The sequence below is a fragment of the Streptomyces sp. SJL17-4 genome, assembly GCF_036826855.1.
Classification (GTDB): Bacteria; Actinomycetota; Actinomycetes; order Streptomycetales; family Streptomycetaceae; genus Streptomyces.
Genome location: NZ_CP104578.1, coordinates 5,632,922 through 5,650,806 on the forward strand (window position 1 = coordinate 5,632,922; position 17,885 = coordinate 5,650,806).

15 protein-coding genes and 2 tRNA genes are annotated in these 17,885 nt (G+C 70.4%); 12 read left to right on the forward strand and 5 right to left on the reverse strand.

Annotated features, from left to right (window positions below; translation table 11 throughout):
• Nucleotides 1-22: 22 nt before the first annotated feature.
• The 3 genes from N5875_RS25315 (at nt 23) to nagB (ending at nt 4,637) form a co-directional block, all read left to right on the forward strand.
• Nucleotides 23-1,945, forward strand: a complete 1,923-nt coding sequence (locus N5875_RS25315) for a glycosyl hydrolase family 8 (RefSeq protein WP_338496229.1) — start codon at nt 23-25, stop codon at nt 1,943-1,945.
• 85 nt (nt 1,946-2,030) lie between these two features.
• Entirely contained in the window at nt 2,031-3,776 is a 1,746-nt protein-coding gene (locus N5875_RS25320) for a discoidin domain-containing protein (RefSeq protein WP_338496232.1), read from the forward strand.
• Between the two features lie 75 nt (nt 3,777-3,851).
• Nucleotides 3,852-4,637: a glucosamine-6-phosphate deaminase gene (gene nagB, locus N5875_RS25325; protein WP_338496235.1), complete on the forward strand. Its 786-nt coding sequence runs from the start codon at nt 3,852-3,854 to the stop codon at nt 4,635-4,637.
• 150 nt (nt 4,638-4,787) lie between these two features.
• Here nagB and N5875_RS25330 read toward each other — a convergent pair whose 3' ends face one another.
• Nucleotides 4,788-5,414, reverse strand: coding sequence for a DUF6000 family protein (locus N5875_RS25330; RefSeq protein WP_338496237.1), 627 nt, complete (start codon nt 5,412-5,414; stop codon nt 4,788-4,790).
• Nucleotides 5,415-5,749: 335 nt separating this feature from the next.
• Nucleotides 5,750-5,811: transfer RNA gene (locus N5875_RS25335), tRNA-Gly, on the reverse strand.
• An 873-nt stretch (nt 5,812-6,684) separates the two neighbouring features.
• Between N5875_RS25335 and N5875_RS25340 the strand changes: the two genes are divergently transcribed.
• A complete protein-coding gene (locus N5875_RS25340; protein WP_338496240.1) occupies nt 6,685-6,834 on the forward strand; it encodes a hypothetical protein in 150 nt (49 codons plus the stop codon).
• 41 nt (nt 6,835-6,875) lie between these two features.
• On the opposite strand, the gene N5875_RS25345 is transcribed toward N5875_RS25340, so the two are convergent.
• Entirely contained in the window at nt 6,876-7,001 is a 126-nt protein-coding gene (locus tag N5875_RS25345; protein WP_338496241.1) for a hypothetical protein, read from the reverse strand.
• Between the two features lie 121 nt (nt 7,002-7,122).
• Here N5875_RS25345 and N5875_RS25350 point away from each other — a divergent pair, with 121 nt between their 5' ends.
• Nucleotides 7,123-7,470: a hypothetical protein gene (locus N5875_RS25350; RefSeq protein ID WP_318209863.1), complete on the forward strand. Its 348-nt coding sequence runs from the start codon at nt 7,123-7,125 to the stop codon at nt 7,468-7,470.
• Nucleotides 7,471-7,752: 282 nt separating this feature from the next.
• Here N5875_RS25350 and N5875_RS25355 read toward each other — a convergent pair whose 3' ends face one another.
• Together N5875_RS25355 and N5875_RS25360 are read right to left on the reverse strand one after the other, a co-directional pair.
• Entirely contained in the window at nt 7,753-8,118 is a 366-nt protein-coding gene (locus N5875_RS25355; protein ID WP_338496243.1) for a hypothetical protein, read from the reverse strand.
• A 423-nt stretch (nt 8,119-8,541) separates the two neighbouring features.
• Nucleotides 8,542-8,614 (reverse strand) — tRNA-Arg (locus N5875_RS25360).
• Nucleotides 8,615-8,916: 302 nt separating this feature from the next.
• On the opposite strand from N5875_RS25360, the gene N5875_RS25365 reads away from it, so the two are divergent.
• The 7 genes from N5875_RS25365 (at nt 8,917) to N5875_RS25395 (ending at nt 17,884) form a co-directional block, all read left to right on the forward strand.
• Nucleotides 8,917-10,527, forward strand: coding sequence for a dynamin family protein (locus tag N5875_RS25365; protein ID WP_318209844.1), 1,611 nt, complete (start codon nt 8,917-8,919; stop codon nt 10,525-10,527).
• A gap of 214 nt (nt 10,528-10,741) precedes the next feature.
• On the forward strand, nt 10,742-12,496 hold the full coding sequence (locus N5875_RS25370) for a GTPase (RefSeq protein WP_318210186.1): 1,755 nt from the start codon (nt 10,742-10,744) through the stop codon (nt 12,494-12,496).
• A 157-nt stretch (nt 12,497-12,653) separates the two neighbouring features.
• Nucleotides 12,654-13,124 carry a single-stranded DNA-binding protein gene (locus tag N5875_RS25375; protein ID WP_338496248.1) on the forward strand — a complete coding sequence of 157 codons (471 nt, stop codon included), beginning with the start codon at nt 12,654-12,656 and terminating at the stop codon, nt 13,122-13,124.
• Between the two features lie 224 nt (nt 13,125-13,348).
• A complete protein-coding gene (locus N5875_RS25380; RefSeq protein WP_338496249.1) occupies nt 13,349-14,809 on the forward strand; it encodes an LAETG motif-containing sortase-dependent surface protein in 1,461 nt (486 codons plus the stop codon).
• Nucleotides 14,810-15,103: 294 nt separating this feature from the next.
• On the forward strand, nt 15,104-16,768 hold the full coding sequence (gene ettA, locus N5875_RS25385) for an energy-dependent translational throttle protein EttA (RefSeq protein WP_318209841.1): 1,665 nt from the start codon (nt 15,104-15,106) through the stop codon (nt 16,766-16,768).
• 4 nt (nt 16,769-16,772) lie between these two features.
• The gene (locus tag N5875_RS25390; RefSeq protein WP_318209840.1) at nt 16,773-17,213 is read left to right on the forward strand and encodes a thioesterase family protein; all 441 of its coding nucleotides are present in this window, start codon (nt 16,773-16,775) and stop codon (nt 17,211-17,213) included.
• On the forward strand, nt 17,210-17,884 hold the full coding sequence (locus N5875_RS25395) for a hypothetical protein (protein ID WP_338496251.1): 675 nt from the start codon (nt 17,210-17,212) through the stop codon (nt 17,882-17,884). The genes N5875_RS25390 and N5875_RS25395 overlap by 4 nt, the downstream gene beginning before the upstream one ends.
• The last annotated feature ends 1 nt before the right edge of the window (nt 17,885 follow it).

A 17,885-nucleotide genomic window follows, 5' to 3' on the forward strand; every position in this document is an offset into this window, starting at 1 on the left:
TCATGGATGAAGGAGAGTTCTGATGCGACGAAGAGGCATGAGCCTGCTCGTGCTGTCGGGGTTGCTGTCCGCCCCGCTGACGTTGCTCCCGCACCAGGCCGCCGCCGCCGACACGCTGGTGTCGGTGGGCAAGCCGGCCGCGGCGTCGTCGATCGAGGCGAGCGGCTTCGAGCCCGCTCGGGGTGTCGACGCGAACACCGGCACCCGGTGGGCGAGTGCCGAGGGCATCGACCCGCAGTGGATGCGGATCGATCTCGGCTCCAGCCACACGGTCTCCCGTGTGAAGCTCAACTGGGAGGCGGCGTACGCCAGGACGTACAAGATCCAGACGTCGATGGACGGTACGAACTGGACCGATGTCTACTCCACCAGCACGGGCGACGGCGCGATCGACGATCTCACCGTCTCCGGCACCGGTCGGTACGTCCGGATGCACGGGACCGCGCGCGGCACCACGTACGGCTACTCGCTCTGGGAGTTCGAGGTCTACGGCTCGCCTGCCTCCGGCGGGGACACCACCGCGCCCACCGCACCGGCGAGCCTGCGCTCGACCGGTTCGAACGCGACGAGCGCCTCGCTCGCCTGGAACGCCGCCACCGACAACGTCGGCGTCACCGGCTACAACGTCTACCGCGGCGGCACGCTCGTCGGCACCTCCACCGGCCTGTCGTACACCGACACCGGACTCACCGCCTCGACCTCGTACAGCTACACGGTGAAGGCGCGCGACGCCGCCGGGAACCTCTCGGCCGCGAGCAACACCCTGTCCGTCACCACCCCGGGCGCCGGAAGCGGCCCGGCCGTGCCGTTCGGCAGCCACTCCATCCCGTACGCCTCCGGGATGCTGAAGCCCTCCGGCAGCCAGGCGACGCTCGACCAGAAGGTCATCGACTACTACAACAACTGGAAGTCGGCCTTCGTCCGCCAGAACTGCGGCAACGGCTGGTACCAGGTCATCTCGCCGGACGCCGACCACCCCTACGTCGCCGAGGCGCAGGGGTACGGGATGGTCATCGCCGCGACCATGGCCGGCGCCGACCCGGACGCCAAGAAGATCTTCGACGGACTGGTGAAGTGGAAGATCGACCACCCGTCCGCGATCAACCCCGACCTGCTCGCCGCCGAGCAGGACGTCAACTGTCGCAGCGTGAACGGCGGCGACGGCGCCACCGACGGCGACATGGACGTGGCCTACGGGCTGCTCCTCGCCGACAGGCAGTGGGGCAGCTCGGGCACCTACAACTACAAGGCGCTGGCGCTGAAGCACATCGCCGCCATCAAGAAGGACGAGCTCAACCCGTCCACGAACCTGCTGAAGCTCGGCGACTGGTCCAGCGCGGGCGACCAGTACTACTACATCACCCGCACGTCGGACTGGATGGTCGACCACTTCCGGGCCTTCCGCAAGGCCACGGGTGACGCGGCCTGGGACACCATCCGCACCGCGCACCAGAACCAGATCACGAACCTCCAGAACACGTACGCGCCGAACACGGGCCTCCTGCCCGACTTCGTCGTCGACACCAACAGCACGCCGAAGCCCGCCCCCGGTCAGGTCCTTGAGGACCCGAGCGACGGCAAGTACTGGTGGAACGCCTGCCGCACCCCGTGGCGCATCGCGGACGACGCCGTCACCAGCGGCGACGCGAAGTCCCTCGCGGCGGCGCGGAAGATGAACAGCTGGATCAAGGCCAAGACCGGCGGCGACCCGAACAAGATCGCCATCGGTTACGGGCTCGACGGCAGCCAGCTGTCCGCCGGCAGCGACCCGGCGTTCTTCGCCCCCTTCGCGCTGGCGGCGATGACCGACTCGGGCAGCCAGGCCTGGCTCGACGCCCTGTGGAACAAGATGCTGGCCACCCCGATCCAGACCGACAGCTACTTCGCCGCGAGCATCCAGCTCCAGGTCATGATCACGGCCACCGGCAACCACTGGGTCCCGTGACCAGCTCCTGAACGGGCCCTGTCTCTCCGCGCTCCCCGGCCGGGGAGGCAGGGCCCTTCCCGTTCGGTACCGAGAAGGAGTCGAGATGCGAAGAAGGAAAGTGGGCCTGCTCGTCCTGGCCGGGTGTCTGTCCGTTCCTCTGACCCTCCTGCCGCAGCAGGCGACCGCCGCCGACACGCTGGTGTCGGTGGGCAGACCCGCGACGGCCTCGTCGATCGAGGCGAGCGGCTTCGAGCCCGCTCGCGGTGTCGACGCGAACACCGGCACCCGGTGGGCGAGTGCCGAGGGCGTCGACCCGCAGTGGATGCGGATCGACCTCGGCTCCAGCCACACGGTGTCGAGGGTGAAGCTGAACTGGGAGGCCGCGTACGCCAGGACGTACAAGATCCAGACCTCCCATGACGGCACGACGTGGACCGATGTCCACTCCACCAGCACGGGCGACGGCGCCATCGACGATCTCACCGTCTCCGGCACCGGTCGGTACGTCCGGATGTACGGGACCGCGCGCGGCACCACGTACGGCTACTCGCTCTGGGAGTTCGAGGTCTACGGCGCGCCGTCCTCCGGCGGGGACACCACGGCACCGAGCGTGCCGGGCGGGCTGCGCTCGACCGGGACCAGCGCGAGCACGGTGTCGCTGGCCTGGAACGCGTCCACGGACAACGTGGGCGTGACGGGGTACGACGTCTACCGGAACGGCGCTCTCGTCGGTACGGCGACCTCGGCCTCGTACACCGACTCCGGGCTCGCGGCCTCGACCTCGTACAGCTACACGGTGAAGGCCCGCGACGCCGCCGGGAACGTCTCGGGGGCGAGCACCGCGCTGAGCGTGACCACCCAGGCCGGCTCGGGCGGGCAGATCGTGGACGTCTCCACCGCCGCCCAGCTCCAGAACGCCCTCGCCCAGGCCCTGCCCGGGCAGACGATCCGGCTCGCGGCGGGCGAGTACCGGGGTTCCTTCGTGACCCAGAAGGCCGGGACGGCTTCCGCCCCGATCACCCTCACGGGCCCCGCGAACGCCGTCCTCGTCAACGACGGCCCGTCGGGTACGGCCCCGTCCTGCCCGGCGCCGGGCGGCGGCTGGGACTCCGGCTACGGGCTGTGGCTGTACGGCGCCCCGTACTGGAAGCTCTCCGGCTTCACCGTCAAGGAGTCGAAGAAGGGCGTCGTCCTGGACAACGCGCACCACGTGACCATCGACGGCCTGTACGTCCACCACGTCGACGAGGAGGCGGTCCACTTCCGCCGGTCCTCGGCCGACGGGGTGATCCGGAACTCGACGCTCACCCACACCGGGCTCGTCCAGCCCGGCTACGGCGAGGCCGTCTACATCGGCTCGGCAGGCTCCAACTGGGGCTGTCACGGCAACAGCGGCGGTGTGGACCGGTCGGACCGCGTCCAGGTGCTCGACAACAAGCTCGGGCCGAACGTCGCCGCCGAGCACATCGACATCAAGGAGGGCACCGCGAACGGTGTCGTCCGGGGCAACACCTTCGACGGGACCGGACTCAGCGGCCAGAACTCCGCCGACTCCTGGGTCGACGTGAAGGGCATCGGCTACCTGATCGAGCACAACACCGGGACGTTCACCTCGCCCGGCACGTTCGCCAACGGCTACGAGACCCACAACCCGTCGACCTCACCGTCCTTCCAGAACGGCTGCGGCAACGTCTGGCGCGGAAACACCTCGCACCTCGGGGGCGTCGGCGCCTACGCCATCAAGATCACCTCGACCTCGGCCTGCTCCGGCAACCCGAACGTCGTCCACTCCTCCAACACCGTCACCGGCGCCACGACGGGGCTGACCAACATCCCCGTCACGCCATGAGGACCAGCACGAACACCCGCCGCCGGAAGACCGTCCGGTCCTCCGGCGGCACCTCACGAGAACGGCAGGCACAGCGTGGAAGTTGTCATCGTCAAGGACGCCAGGGCGGGCGGCGAGCTCATCGCGGACGGCATCGCCGGCCTCCTGCGCCGCAAGCCCGACGCGCTGCTCGGCGTGGCCACCGGCTCGACTCCGCTGCCCGTCTACGAGGCCCTGACCGCCCAGGTCAAGGCCGGCTCCGTGGACGCCTCGCGGGCCCGGATCGCCCAGCTGGACGAGTACGTGGGACTGCCCGCCGGGCACCCGGAGTCGTACCGCTCCACCGTCCTGCGCCAGGTCGTGGAGCCGCTAGGGCTCTCCGAGGACCACTTCATGGGCCCGGACGGCTCGGCCGAGGACGTCCTGGCGGCCTGCGAGGCGTACGACAAGGCGCTGGTCGACGCCGGCGGGGTGGACCTGCAGATCCTCGGCATCGGCACCGACGGACACATCGGCTTCAACGAGCCGTGCTCCTCGCTCGCCTCCCGCACCCGGATCAAGACGCTCACCGAGCAGACCCGCGTGGACAACGCCCGCTTCTTCGACAACGACATCGAGCAGGTCCCGCACCACGTCATCACCCAGGGCATCGGCACCATCCTGGAAGCCCGCCACCTGGTCCTGCTCGCCACCGGCGAGGGCAAGGCCGAGGCCGTGGCCCAGACCGTCGAAGGCCCCGTGGCGGCGCTCGTACCGGCCTCCGCGCTCCAGCTGCACCCGCACGCCACGGTCGTGGTGGACGAGGCCGCCGCCTCCAAGCTGAAGCTCGCGGACTACTTCCGCCACACCTACGCGAACAAGCCCACCTGGCAGGGCATCTGAAGCGTCAGGCGGACGCGGCGGGCCCCCGGCGGTCGGCCGCGCGTCAGGCGGACGCGGCGCCCTGGACCTCACGGACCCACGTGCCGGTGAGGTCCTGGACCGTCCCTCGTCCGCACCGCCGCCGCCCACGCCAGGCGGGAGGCCACCGCGTCAGCGGTTCGTTGCCGGGAGATGCTCGGCGCTCTCATCGGCGAAGGCGCAGGCCCAGCTGATGCTCTCGCGATAGCTGTCTGGTGTGCCGTGGTGCTCCTTGCGGGGTGGCCCGTCGATCCACTGATGCCAAAGGCCGTCCGGGGCCAGGAACCGGGCCGCTTGATCGGCACGGAGCTTGGCATCGAGGTGGAGGAGCGCGCCCATGGCGGCCGGCTGGTCGTAGTAGAGGTCGGGGCGCCGCAGGTAGCGGTCGAGGTAGGCGGCCAAGAGGTCCGCGTCGGCAGGAGTGCCGAAGCCGGCCAGGGTCACGCAGTAGGCCGAGCCCGCGAAGCCGACCTCGCTGGCAAGCAGCAGTTCGCCGAGGCTTTCGCGGAATTCAGTTCTGCGGGCCACGGCGATGAGCCAGGCAGCGGTCCTGCGCTCGCGCCAGCCACCTTCGAGCAGGATGGCCAGCTCACCTGGAGTGATAGCCCCGGCGTCTTCGCCGAGTGCCCGTACGAACTCGGCGCGTTCAGGATCACTCATGCGCCGGATGTGGCCACCGAGTTTGAGATAGCGCCGGTCAGGTGCGGCGTAGCGGTGCACAAGAGCGAGCAGCTCAGGATCTTCGTTGGGGTAACGCACAGCTGCATCCTCCTCCCGTCGGCCCTGGGCATGGAGCGGCCGACGGCGCCCGTCATGAGACGTACCCCGCTCTTTGCAGGAGCTAGGCGGACGCGCCGTCGGCCATGTCCCCGAGCTTGTCAGCACCCGAGGTACCCGCACCCTACCCAGCCACCCCACCTCGTGATCAAGGGAGTTTCGGCATGGCCACCACGGTCTCGCTCGTCGCCCTGTCCGGGCTCGTCCTGTCCTTCCTCCTCCGCGCCGGAAACCTCGGCTACGGCTCCGCGCCGTGTACTGGAAATGGCCCTGACCAGCAAAAAGACCCTCCCGAAGGAGGGTCTTACGCGGAGCGCCCCTGGCAGGACTCGAACCTGCGGCCAAGTGCTTGGAAGGGACTTGGCCGTACCGGCTGCCTCAAGCCGCTGACCTGGAGCTTCGTCATCCTTCGGAGCGCCGCCGCTGAACCCTTCTCGCGTATTCATCGGAGGGTGTCATTCCGGTAGTCGTCTGAGCATGTTCCACCTAGTTTCTGATTTATCGCGACTCAAGCTACTCAAAGCGTCTCAGTGCAGTTCAGAGGTGGTGGCTGTGAGGTGGGCCTCGTGACTCGTCGCGTCTCAGCTCGTGACTCGGACGGAGAACGCCGAAGTGAACAGCCCGGCGCGGGAGTGGCCTCTTCCGTCACTCGCAGCGGCCAGCCAGAAGTCATGGCAGCGTCTTGAGGATCTGCTTGCTCACCAGGACCGGGTCGTGGGCTATCACAAGCCCGCGGCGAGACCGGCGAACCCGCCACCGTCCACGAGATGCCCGCGCCGAAGAAGAAGGCCGCGGCCAAGAAGGGCCCGGCGAAGAAGACGGCCGCCAAGAAGACCGCGGCGAAGAAGGCCACCCCATCGCGCCGCCGGAAGACCGCGTAGCAGTTGGCGCTCTGCGCTTGCCGTCCAGCAGCAGCTACGGCGATTCCCGGACCTTTCTTGATCAATATTCTGTCGAAAACGGGATCATGCGGGCGCTCGACTAGACAGCCCCAGAATGGATGGCAATGGCGAGGAAGGGCGTTTCGCCCTCGCCATCCATTCTGAGGCCGTTTAGTCGATCATGGCCTTGACCTGCGAAGACGCGGATTTCTAGCCCCCGTCCAGCCCCCATCGTGGTCCTACCGGAACGACCGGCGGAGTACGACACAACGGGAGGCCTTCATGGGGGCGTCAAGGCGAAGATCACGGCTAAGAGCGAGCCGTCCTGGCGGGAAGTCGGCTGGGAGTGGCGCCGGCCTCGGGCGCTGGAAGTGACAGGCGCGGCCAGTACGCTCCCCGTCGCCGCGATGCTCGGCGGATACCTGCCCGAGGGGCCCATGATCCAGATGGCCGCGGTGGCCATCGCAGTGAACACCGTCATCGACCTCGCGACGAAGTGCGTGCGCCGCCCCGGCCGCTGATCACAGCAAGCCCGCCCCGAGACCGGGGCGGGCTCCACCCACTACGCCGTCCCGCCGCCGGGCAGCTTCCGCGCCAGCGGCGGCTTCTCGACACCGAGGCTCCCCCACGGATTGCAGATCTCGCACAACGTCATGCCCGGGCCGACCAGGGTCGCGTTGCCGGCCATGGCAATGCGTGGGCTACGCAGGTGGTAGCCACCGCGATCTCGTGAACTTCTCCGTTTGGCTGGAAATACCTCTGTGGCAGAGGGTGCGGACAGAGCACCTGCGACACGAAGGAGAAAGCTGATGCCACCACCACAGCCGTACATTGCGGGCGCGTGGTTCATGCGCGAGACAACCTGGTACGACGTCTTCAAACTGGAGATCCCGAATGCTCCGGATGGGAACGGGAATTTCACGGGGACCGCAGTACTGAAGGTCTTCGGGACCATCCACAATCTCGGGGTGGCCGGCACGGTCAGCGGCGGCAACGTCGACTTCAAGATCGACTGGGGTACCCAAGGCGATCCGAACGCCGACCGGAAGTACGTTGGATACTTCGGCCCGAGCGGCTCTTGGGCTGGTAACTCATTCGCGTGGAGCTCGGAGCTCCATGGCGGCCCCCCGGGCCAATGGAACATCTGGCACCAGTGAGCATGCTGGCGGCGGTCCCGCCCGGTGAATATGCAAGTCGGGCGGGGCGAGACTCCTACGACCCGCCAACAGGGACCTCTCTCCTCGCGGGCTCTTCCCCCTCGGTAGCCGCAGACCTAGACCAGGAGGGTAGAGCCACCGCTGCCCCCCCCTACGGCAGGAACTCGGCGAACGCGGTCATCACCTCGTCCCGGCCCAACAATCCGAACCGTTGCTGGTGCTGACCGCAGTTTCCCCGGTGCAGTATCGGCTGACCTTCTCCGCCCGGGACGGCTGCACCTTTCAGGACATCTCCCGGCGGGCCACCGCCCGGCGCCGTTCCTGCTCCTTCTCCTCCGCCTCGAGCCTCTGGATCGTCTGACGGGTCTGGGCGACCTGGTACTGGAGCCAGGCGAGCACCGTGCGCTGCTTCTCCAGCCGCTCGGTTATCGACAGCCGCTTCTCCTCCGCGGCCTGCTCCGGGGTGTAGCCCGGGCTCGCATCCCTGCCTCCCGTGACGACACCGGTGTGCGGGTGCACCTCGCCGGGCCAGCCAGCCACTGGCTCGACCGACCACGGCAGGGTCCGGCACGGCGCCGCGTACTCGGCGCGCGCCTGGTGGAGACGCATCTGGACGTCGATCGGATCATTCGGGAAGGAATCAGCCACAGCCAAAATGATACGTCTGTTCGAATAGGGGCCCAGGGGTAGCCACGCTGGAACATCTGGGCGACCGCCCGCCCTGACCTGACAGCGGCCCTCTCGTAGCTCGATCTTGTAAGGCTCGCCAGTTTGGCGAGCCGCCCGCTTCACGCGTCGCGGCGCCGAGCGCCGAGGAGACCACCCCGGGGCGGCGGGGGTGGTCTCTTTCTGTGCGTCGTAGCGGGTGATCCGGGACTCTTGCTCGGCTACTGAGGGTGCTGAGCAACCTCCTCTAGGCTGCGGACGCACTCCGGCCCACCGGGACGGCTTTCAAGAGCGCTGCGCCTGGCGCATCTACCGCGTCCTCACTTGCGGCGATGCATCGCCGGGGCGATCCGACCGGCACCGACCAGCAAAAAGGACCCTCCCCGAGGGAGGGTCCCAGTGTTGCGCCCCCGGCAGGACTCGAACCTGCGGCCAAGTGCTTAGAAGGCACCTGCTCTATCCACTGAGCTACGGGGGCCGGGTGGTGATCGTGTGGCCAGGGGCCCCTTGTGGGTGGGGTGTGGCCTGCCGGGACAAGGATAGGGCTCCGATCGCCTTGGCCCGGTTGCTTCACCTGCGTGGCACGATGTGGAGGTTCGGTGAAGCGGAACGATAATCGCAGGCAGGTGCGATTCGCGCAGCGCTTTTCGCATCGCTCGGGGCGGGTGTTGTGCACTCGTTATGCCTGAGCTACCGGTCGCCACCCTTCTCTTCGGCGCGCAGGGCCGCAATAGGCTTCAAAAACACTCATAAATTGGGCATTCTTCGCATGTGGTGACCTTGGACGAACGGCCTCAGCTGATCGACGCACTCTCCGCCCTGCGCGACCGTGTCGCCGCCGTGCGCCTTCCCCTCCCCCTCCCCGACACACCACGCGCCCGGCAGACCCGGGCCGAGCTGCTCGCGCAACTCGACGACTATCTGGTGCCCCGGCTCAAAGATCCCGACGCCCCGCTGCTCGCCGTCGTCGGCGGATCCACCGGGGCCGGCAAGTCCACGCTCGTCAACTCCCTTGTCGGGCGGCGCGTCAGCGAGTCCGGTGTGCTCCGCCCCACCACCCGCACCCCCGTGCTCGTCTGCCACCCCGAGGACCACCACTGGTTCGCCGGGATGCGCGTCCTCCCGCAGCTCACCCGCGTCTGGCTGCCCCAGGCCGACGACGACCACGCCGACGACGCCCCGCCCCCCGAGGAGAACGCGCTCCGCGTCGAGACCGCCGCCTCCATGCCCCGCGGCCTCGCCCTCCTCGACGCGCCCGACATCGACTCCCTCGTCGTCGAGAACCGGCTCCTCGCCGCCGAGTTGATCTGCGCCGCCGACATCTGGGTGATGGTCACCACCGCCTCGCGGTACGCCGACGCCGTGCCCTGGCACCTCCTCCGTACCGCCAAGGAGTACGACGCCACCCTCGTCACCGTCCTCGACCGCGTCCCCCACCAGGTCATCGGCGAGGTCTCCCGCCAGTACGAGGCCCTCCTCGACAAGGCCGGTCTCGGCGACGTGCCCCGCTTCACCATCCCCGAGCTCCCCGAGTCCGCCGACGGCGGCAGCGGCCTCCTCCCCGACTCCGCCGTCGCCGCCCTCCGCGGCTGGCTCGCCCACCGCGCCGAGGACCCCGCCGCCCGCCAGCAGGCCGCCTCCCGGACCGCCACCGGCGTCATCGACTCCCTCGACGCCCGGCTCCCCGAGCTGGCCGGCGCGGTCGCCGCGCAGTACGCCGCCGCCGTCCGCCTCGGCGGCGCCGTCGAGTCCGCGTACGGCGAACAGGCCAGGCGCGTACGGGAACAGCTCGGCCGCGGCGCCGTCCTCGCCGGCGACGCCCGCACCCGCTGGCGCGCCTACCCCCGCGACAGCACCGCCGACGAACTCCTCGACGCCCTCGCCGAGTCCCTCGCCGCCCTCCTCCACTGCGCCGTCTCCGCCGCCGAGGAACGCGTCCGCGACGCCTGGCGCCGCGAACCCGCCGCCTCCGCCCTCGGCCCCGCCCCGACCGGCGGCGACCGCGACACCGCCGAGCGGATCGGCGTGGAGGTACGGCGCTGGCGCCGCGTCCTCGAGGAAATCGCCGAGGACGAGGTACGCACCGTCGAGCGGCCCTCCGCCCCCCGTACCGCCGCCCCCGAGGCCGACACCGTCGCCGCCCTCCTCGCCGCGTCCCTCCTCGGCGGCCGCCGCACCCGGCCCGCGGGCGAACGCCTCGCCGAACTCCTCGGCGCCCAGGCCGCCCTGCGCCTGCGCGACAAGGGCGGCGAACTCGTCCTCTCGTACGTCGACCGTGTCCTGCACGCCGAACGCGACCGGCGCCTCGCGCCCCTCGAAGCGCTCGACGTGACCCCCGAGCCGCAGGCGGAGCTGATCGCCGCGCTCTCCGTACTGCAGAAGGAGAAGTGACGTGAGTGACGCGAGTGACGTGGTGGACGACGACGAGTCGCGCTCCGGTACCCGTGCCGAGACGGGAAGGGGTGGCACTGCCCGGTCCGTCACGGGGAGCGGTGCCGGCGGCCGAAGTGGCGCCGGTCTCCGGGCCGGGGGAGGTGGCGGAGACGGTGACCGCGAGCGTGGCCGTAGCCGCGACCGCGATCAGCCCGGCCGCTGGGACGACGGGCTGATCGCGCGGCGTGCCGCCGAGCGCGCCGCCGTCGCCGACGTACCCCCCGGCGCGGACGACACACAGGAGCCCGACACCCTGCCGCCCCTCGGCGGGAGCTACGGCGGGCCCCTCCGGACCCGCCTCGACGCCCTCCACGAACTCGTCGGGCTCTCCCGTACCCGGGTCGAGGGCGAGGCCCTCGCCGAGGCCGGGCGGGTGCTCGACGAAGCCGCCGCCCGGCAGCGGCTCTCCTCCCGGCACACCGTGATCGCGATCGCCGGCGCCACCGGCAGCGGCAAGTCCACGCTCTTCAACGCCCTCGCCGGCGTCCCCGTCTCCGAGACCGGGCTCCGCCGCCCCACCACCTCCGCGCCCATCGCGCTCAGCTGGTCCGAGGGCGCCGCCGGGCTGCTCGACCGGCTCGCCGTCCCCAGCCGGCTGCGCCGCCGGCCCCTCGCGGGCGGCGCCGCCGACACCGGGCTCCAGGGACTCGTCCTCATCGACCTCCCCGACCACGACTCGGCGGTCACCGCCCACCGCGACCAGGTCGACCGGGTCCTCGGCCTCGTCGACGCCGTCATCTGGGTCGTCGACCCCGAGAAGTACGCCGACGCCGCCCTCCACGAGCGCTACCTCCGGCCGCTCGCCGGGCACGCCGAGGTCACCTTCGTCGTCCTCAACCAGATCGACCGGCTCGGCACGGAGGCCGCCGACCTCGTCCTCGACGACCTCCGCCGCCTCCTCGACGAGGACGGCGTCGCGCTCGGCGAGCACGGCGAACCCGGCGCCACCGTCCTCGCCGTCTCCGCCCTGACCGGCGAGGGCGTACCCGAACTGCGCGACATGGTCGCCGGATTCGTCCAGGAACGCACCGCCCCCGAGCGCCGTCTCGCCGCCGACGTCGACGCCGCCGCGGCCCGGCTCCGCCCCGCCTACCTCGGCGACGGCCGCTCCGGGCTCGACGAGCGCGCCCGCGACGCGTTCACCGACCGGCTCGCCGTCGCCGTCGGCGCCCAGGCCGCCGGTGAGGCCGCCGAACGGGTCTGGCGCCGAGGTGCCATCCGCGCCTGCGGCACCCCCTGGCTGCGCCTCTACCGCTGGTACGAGCGGATCCGCGAGCACGGCTCCACCGACCCGCACCTCGCCAGCCCGGTCGAGGACGAACTGACGGCACGCCAGCGCGTGGAGCAGGCGGTACGGATCGTCGCCGACGAAGCCTCCCGCGGGCTTCCGACCCCGTGGGCGCAGGCCGTACGCGAGGCGGCGGCGCGCGGGGCGGAAGGGCTGCCCGAGGCGCTGGACGAGATCACGGTCACCATCGGCGACGCGGCCGCCCGGCCGCCCCGGCCCGCCTGGTGGCCAGCCGCCGTTCTCGCCCAGGCCGTGATGACGCTGCTGCAGATCTTCGGCGCGCTCTGGCTGGTGGGGCAGATCGTCGGCGTCGTCGAACCCGGACTGCTCCCGCCGGTCCTCGTGATGCTCGGCGGCATCATCGGCGGACCGCTCGTCGAATGGGCCTGCGAGGGCGCCGTCAAGGGCCCCGCCCTGCGGTACGGGCAGGAGGCCGAACGCCGCCTGCGCGAGGCGACGGCGGCCTGCGGCCGGGCCCGGGTGCTCGACCCGGTGGCGGCGGAACTGATGCGCTACCGCGAGGTGCGCGAGCAGTACGCGACGGTGGTCGGTACGCGTCCGTCGGCACGGATCGTCGGCGGGATCCGCGGCGGTGCGGGACGGCTGGGTGCGACGCGGGCGGGGGGGCGGGGGAGGTAGGAGCCCGGTTCCCCCGCCGGTTCACCCTCCCGGGTGGGGGAGTTGTCCACATGCCCATGGCTGTGCACAGCCCCCGGCACGTTCTTCTCCCCGGCCCCACGATGGTGTCCGACCGGTGAAGAGACAGCAGCGTGAACGCAGGGTGGGGGAACGGACCATGAACGACACGACCGTGACGCTCGTCGGCAACGTGGCGACGGCGGTGGAGTACCGGGACACGGCGACGGGCGGGGTGGCCAGGTTCCGCTTCGCGGTGACGACGCGCCGCTGGGACCGCGAGAAGGAGCTCTGGGCCGACGGGCCCACCAGCTTCTACACGGTGTCGGCCTGGCGCTCCCTCGGGGCCAATCTGGCGGCCTCGGTGTCCGTCGGGGAACCGCTCGTGGTGCACGGCCGGCTGAGGGTGCGTGAGGACGAGCGGGACGGGCAGCGCAAGACCTTCGTCGACGTGGCCGCACTGGCCGTGGGGCACGATCTGAGCCGGGGGACGGCGGCCTTCCGGCGGGCGGCGCGGACGGAACAGAAGCCACGGCCCGAGCCGGCGGCGGCGCCGGAGCGGGACCCGTGGGCGGTGGCGGCGGCGGAGGCCGCGGCTGAGTCGGCGGCGCGGTTGGTGACCGTGCCCTGACCTTGAGTTGTGGCGATTTGTCGACCAACTCGCCCTGCGTGATAACGATTCCGATTCGGAATGGTTATCTGACCGCATGGCCGGGCACCCGGGGGCTCCCCATCCCTAGGATTCCCGGGTACTCATGTGGCACGTGAGCCCATCGGGTCTGTGATCTGCTGGCGTGCGCTCCCCCCACGCGAATCAACCAAGTTCGCGGAGCGACTCGCCCGGAGGGGAAAGCAATGTATTCAGTTCGTGGACGAGGGGCTGCCCGCCTCGCCGCAGCCGCCCTCGTGTCCGGCCTCGTCATGGCCGGTGCGATAGCGACCGCCGGTCCGGCGCTGGCCGACGACGGTGCCCCCGGCACCGGAGGTGTGACGGCGAAGCTCGGCGGGATGACCGACCGGGACGACGTCGAGATCGTCGAGAAGAACGGTTCGAAGTGGCCCGTCCAGGGCGGCCTCTTCAAGATGCAGGTCGAGGGCGGGGGAACCCTCCAGACCTACTGCATCGACCTCCGGACGCCGGCCAAGCACGACTTCGACTACAAGGAAGTCGGCTGGGACGAGTCCTCCCTGCACAACAACGAGAACGCCGGAAAGATCCTCTGGATCCTCGAGAACGGCTACCCGAAGCTCTCCGCCGAGGAGCTCGGCAAGAAGCTCGACGTCGACCTGTCGAAGGACGAGGCCGCCGCGGCCACCCAGGCCGCCATCTGGACCCTGTCCGACGACGTGACGGCGACGCCGAAGAGCCCCGACGCCCAGAAGCTCACCGAGCAGCTCCTGAAGGACGCGGTCAAGCTCGAGGAGCCGAAGGCCTCCCTCTCGCTCTCCCCGTCCTCGGTCGCGGGCAAGGCCGGTGACCGTCTCGGCCCGATCACCGTCTCCACCAACGCCCAGATCGCCAAGCTGACGACCGCCCCGGGCACCCCGGACAGCGTCAAGATCGTGGACAAGGACGGCAAGCCCGTCACCGAGGCCAAGAACGGCGACCAGGTCTACTTCGACGTTCCCGCCGGCACCGCCGACGGCACCGCCGGTCTGACCGCCGAGGCCACCACCAAGGTCTCCCTGGGCCGCGCGTTCGTCTCCATCGACGGCCCGTCCCAGACCCTGATCCTGGCCGGCTCCAGCGAGTCGACCGTCAACGCCCAGGCCTCGGCCACGTGGGCGAAGAAGGGTGCCGTCCCGGCCGTCACGGTCGCCAAGGACTGCGCCAAGGGCGGCCTCGAGGTCATCGCGTCCAACGAGGGCGACGAGCCCTGGACCTTCGACCTGAAGGGCACCTCGTACACCATCGCCGCCGGTGAGAAGAAGACCATCCCGGTCCCGCTCGCCGAGGACGAGGCGTACAAGTTCACCATCACCGGCCCGAACGGCTTCGAGGAGACCTTCGAGGGCGTCCTGGACTGCAAGACGGCCACCCCCGGCCCGAAGCCGTCCGAGACCCCCAGCACGGAGCCCCCGACCGAGCCCTCCCCGTCGACCACCGCTCCCACGACCGGTGACACCACGGGCGGCACCACCGGCTCCACCGGCACCACCGGTACGACCGGCTCCACCACCACCGGTGGCGGCGACCTCGCCGAGACCGGCAGCTCCAACGCCACCCCGATGATCGCCGGCATCGCCGCCGCGCTCGTCGTGATCGGCGGCGGCGCGGTGTTCTTCCTCCGCAAGAAGAAGACGGCCGGCGCCTGATCCCAGGCCCCCGGTGCCGGCCCGCCGGCACCGGGAAGCCACTCGATCCCGAGTGATCTGCGTCACATCGTGATGGACTCGTGATCCCCGCACGACCCCGGAACGCCTCGGCGTCCGGGGTCGTCGCACGTCCCGGGCTCCGTTTCCGCCCCCTACCGCCCGGTAAGGCTCCACCGCGCGCCCGGCGCGCCCCCCTGCCGGGCCCCGGCTCCCGCCTTACCGGTTTCCGCCCGAGGGCGCCGGTCAGGCAAGATGGGTGTATCTGCCCACTCACTCTTTGCCGGACGGTTTCTCTTGGCTGAGTACATCTACACGATGCGCAAGGCGCGCAAGGCGCACGGCGACAAGGTCATCCTCGATGACGTGACGCTGAGCTTCCTGCCGGGCGCGAAGATCGGTGTGGTCGGCCCGAACGGTGCCGGTAAGTCCACCGTTCTGAAGATCATGGCCGGCCTTGAGCAGCCGTCCAACGGTGACGCGTTCCTGTCGCCCGGCTTCACCGTCGGCATGCTCCTCCAGGAGCCGCCGCTCGACGAGTCGAAGACCGTCCTGCAGAACGTGCAGGACGGCGCCGCCGAGCTCATGGGGAAGCTGAACCGCTTCAACGAGGTCGCGGAGCTCATGGCGACCGACTACTCGGACGCGCTCATGGAGGAGATGGGCAAGCTCCAGGAAGACCTGGACCACGCCAACGCCTGGGACCTCGACGCGCAGCTCGAGCAGGCCATGGACGCCCTGGGCTGCCCGCCCGGCGACTGGGCCGTCACCAACCTCTCCGGTGGCGAGAAGCGCCGCGTCGCGCTCTGCAAGCTGCTCCTCGAGGCGCCCGACCTGCTCCTCCTCGACGAGCCCACCAACCACCTGGACGCCGAGTCCGTCCAGTGGCTGGAGCAGCACCTCGCCAAGTACCCCGGCACCGTCGTCGCCGTCACCCACGACCGGTACTTCCTCGACAACGTCGCCGAGTGGATCCTGGAGCTCGACCGCGGTCGCGCCCACCCCTACGAGGGCAACTACTCCACCTACCTCGACAACAAGGCGACCCGCCTCAAGGTCGAGGGCCAGAAGGACGCCAAGCGCGCGAAGCGTCTGAAGGAAGAGCTCGAGTGGGTGCGCTCGAACGCCAAGGGGCGTCAGGCCAAGTCCAAGGCCCGTCTCGCTCGCTACGAGGAGATGGCCGCCGAGGCCGACAAGATGCGGAAGCTGGACTTCGAGGAGATCCAGATCCCGCCGGGCCCGCGCCTGGGCTCCATCGTCGTCGAGGTCAGCAACCTCTCCAAGGCCTTCGGCGACAAGGTCCTCATCGACGACCTGAGCTTCACCCTGCCGCGTAACGGCATCGTCGGCGTCATCGGCCCGAACGGCGCCGGCAAGACCACGCTCTTCAAGATGCTCCAGGGTCTGGAGACCCCGGACTCCGGCACCGTCAAGGTCGGCGAGACCGTCAAGATCTCGTACGTCGACCAGAGCCGCGCCAACATCGACCCCAAGAAGACGCTGTGGGCCGTCGTCTCCGACGAGCTCGACTACATCAACGTCGGCCACGTCGAGATGCCGTCCCGCGCCTACGTCTCCGCGTTCGGCTTCAAGGGCCCGGACCAGCAGAAGCCGGCCGGCGTGCTCTCCGGTGGTGAGCGCAACCGTCTGAACCTCGCGCTCACCCTCAAGCAGGGCGGCAACCTGCTGCTCCTCGACGAGCCCACCAACGACCTCGACGTCGAGACCCTCTCCTCGCTGGAGAACGCCCTCCTCGAGTTCCCCGGCGCGGCCGTGGTCATCTCCCACGACCGCTGGTTCCTGGACCGAGTGGCGACGCACATCCTCGCGTACGAGGGCGAGTCGAAGTGGTACTGGTTCGAGGGCAACTTCGAGTCGTACGAGAAGAACAAGGTCGAGCGTCTCGGCGCCGACGCGGCCCGTCCGCACCGTGCCACGTACAAGAAGCTGACCCGAGGCTGAGTCAGTGACCAGGCACATCTACAGCTGTCCCCTGCGCTGGTCGGACATGGACGCCTTCGGGCACGTCAACAACGTCGTCTTCCTGCGGTACCTGGAAGAGGCGCGGATCGACTTCATGTTCCGGCTGGCGCCGGGGGACGGTTCCCCCTCGTTCTCGGGCGGGTCCGTCGTGGCCCGGCACGAGATCGACTACGTGCGGCCGCTGGTCCACCGGCACGAGCCGGTGACCATCGAGTCGTGGGTCACGAAGATAGGCGCGGCGTCCCTGACGATCGCGTACGAGATCAAGGACCCGGACGTCACGTACGTACGGGCCGCCACGGTCGTCGTGCCCTTCGACCTGGCGGCGCAGCGACCGCGCCGGATCACCGCCGAGGAGCGTTCGTTCCTCCAGGAGTACGTCGACGACGGGATGACGTCCGGAGGGGCGAAGTCCGCCGCATGACCGTGCTCGCGCCGCTGCACTTCGCCGACGCCCGGGAGGCGGCGGCCCTCGCCGCCTTCCTGGGCCGGCTGGTCCACTACGACCGGGCCGCGGCCGTCCGCCTCCAGGCGGGCGGCGGGGCGCTGGCCGTCTTCGGCCGGCCGCCGTCCTTCGAGGTGCTCGCGATCCGTACGGCCCGGCTCGTCGACGCCGTCGACCTCGACGTCACCGTCTCCGCCGGTGAACTCCTCGAAGGCATCGAGGAGTCGGCGGGCAAGGCGGTCGTCCCGGACACCGTCACCGGGCCCCCGTGGACCGGTGTCCTCCCGCCCCGGGCCGGCTGGCAGCCGGTCGCCGGGCTGCCGGGCGGAGCCGAGATGCGCGGCGCGGTCGCCGCGGCCGTCGCCGAATTCCGTGCGCGGGACGAGGAGTTGCCCGAGGAGCGGCGCACCAGGGCCGAGCGCGACCGGATCGGCCGCGAGATCTGGTCCCGGACCCTCGGGTCCACCGGACTCCCGCTGCGGGCCGTGCACGCCGCGCAGTCGCTGGGCTTCCTGCCCCCTGAGGACACCGAGGCCCCGGTCGCGCTCTTCGCCTCCGGCCCCTGGCTGCGGCTGCGCACCCCGTACGGCTCGATCGCCCTCCGCACGGTGTCCGTGTCGCTGACGGTCACCCCCGGCGCTCACCGGTGAC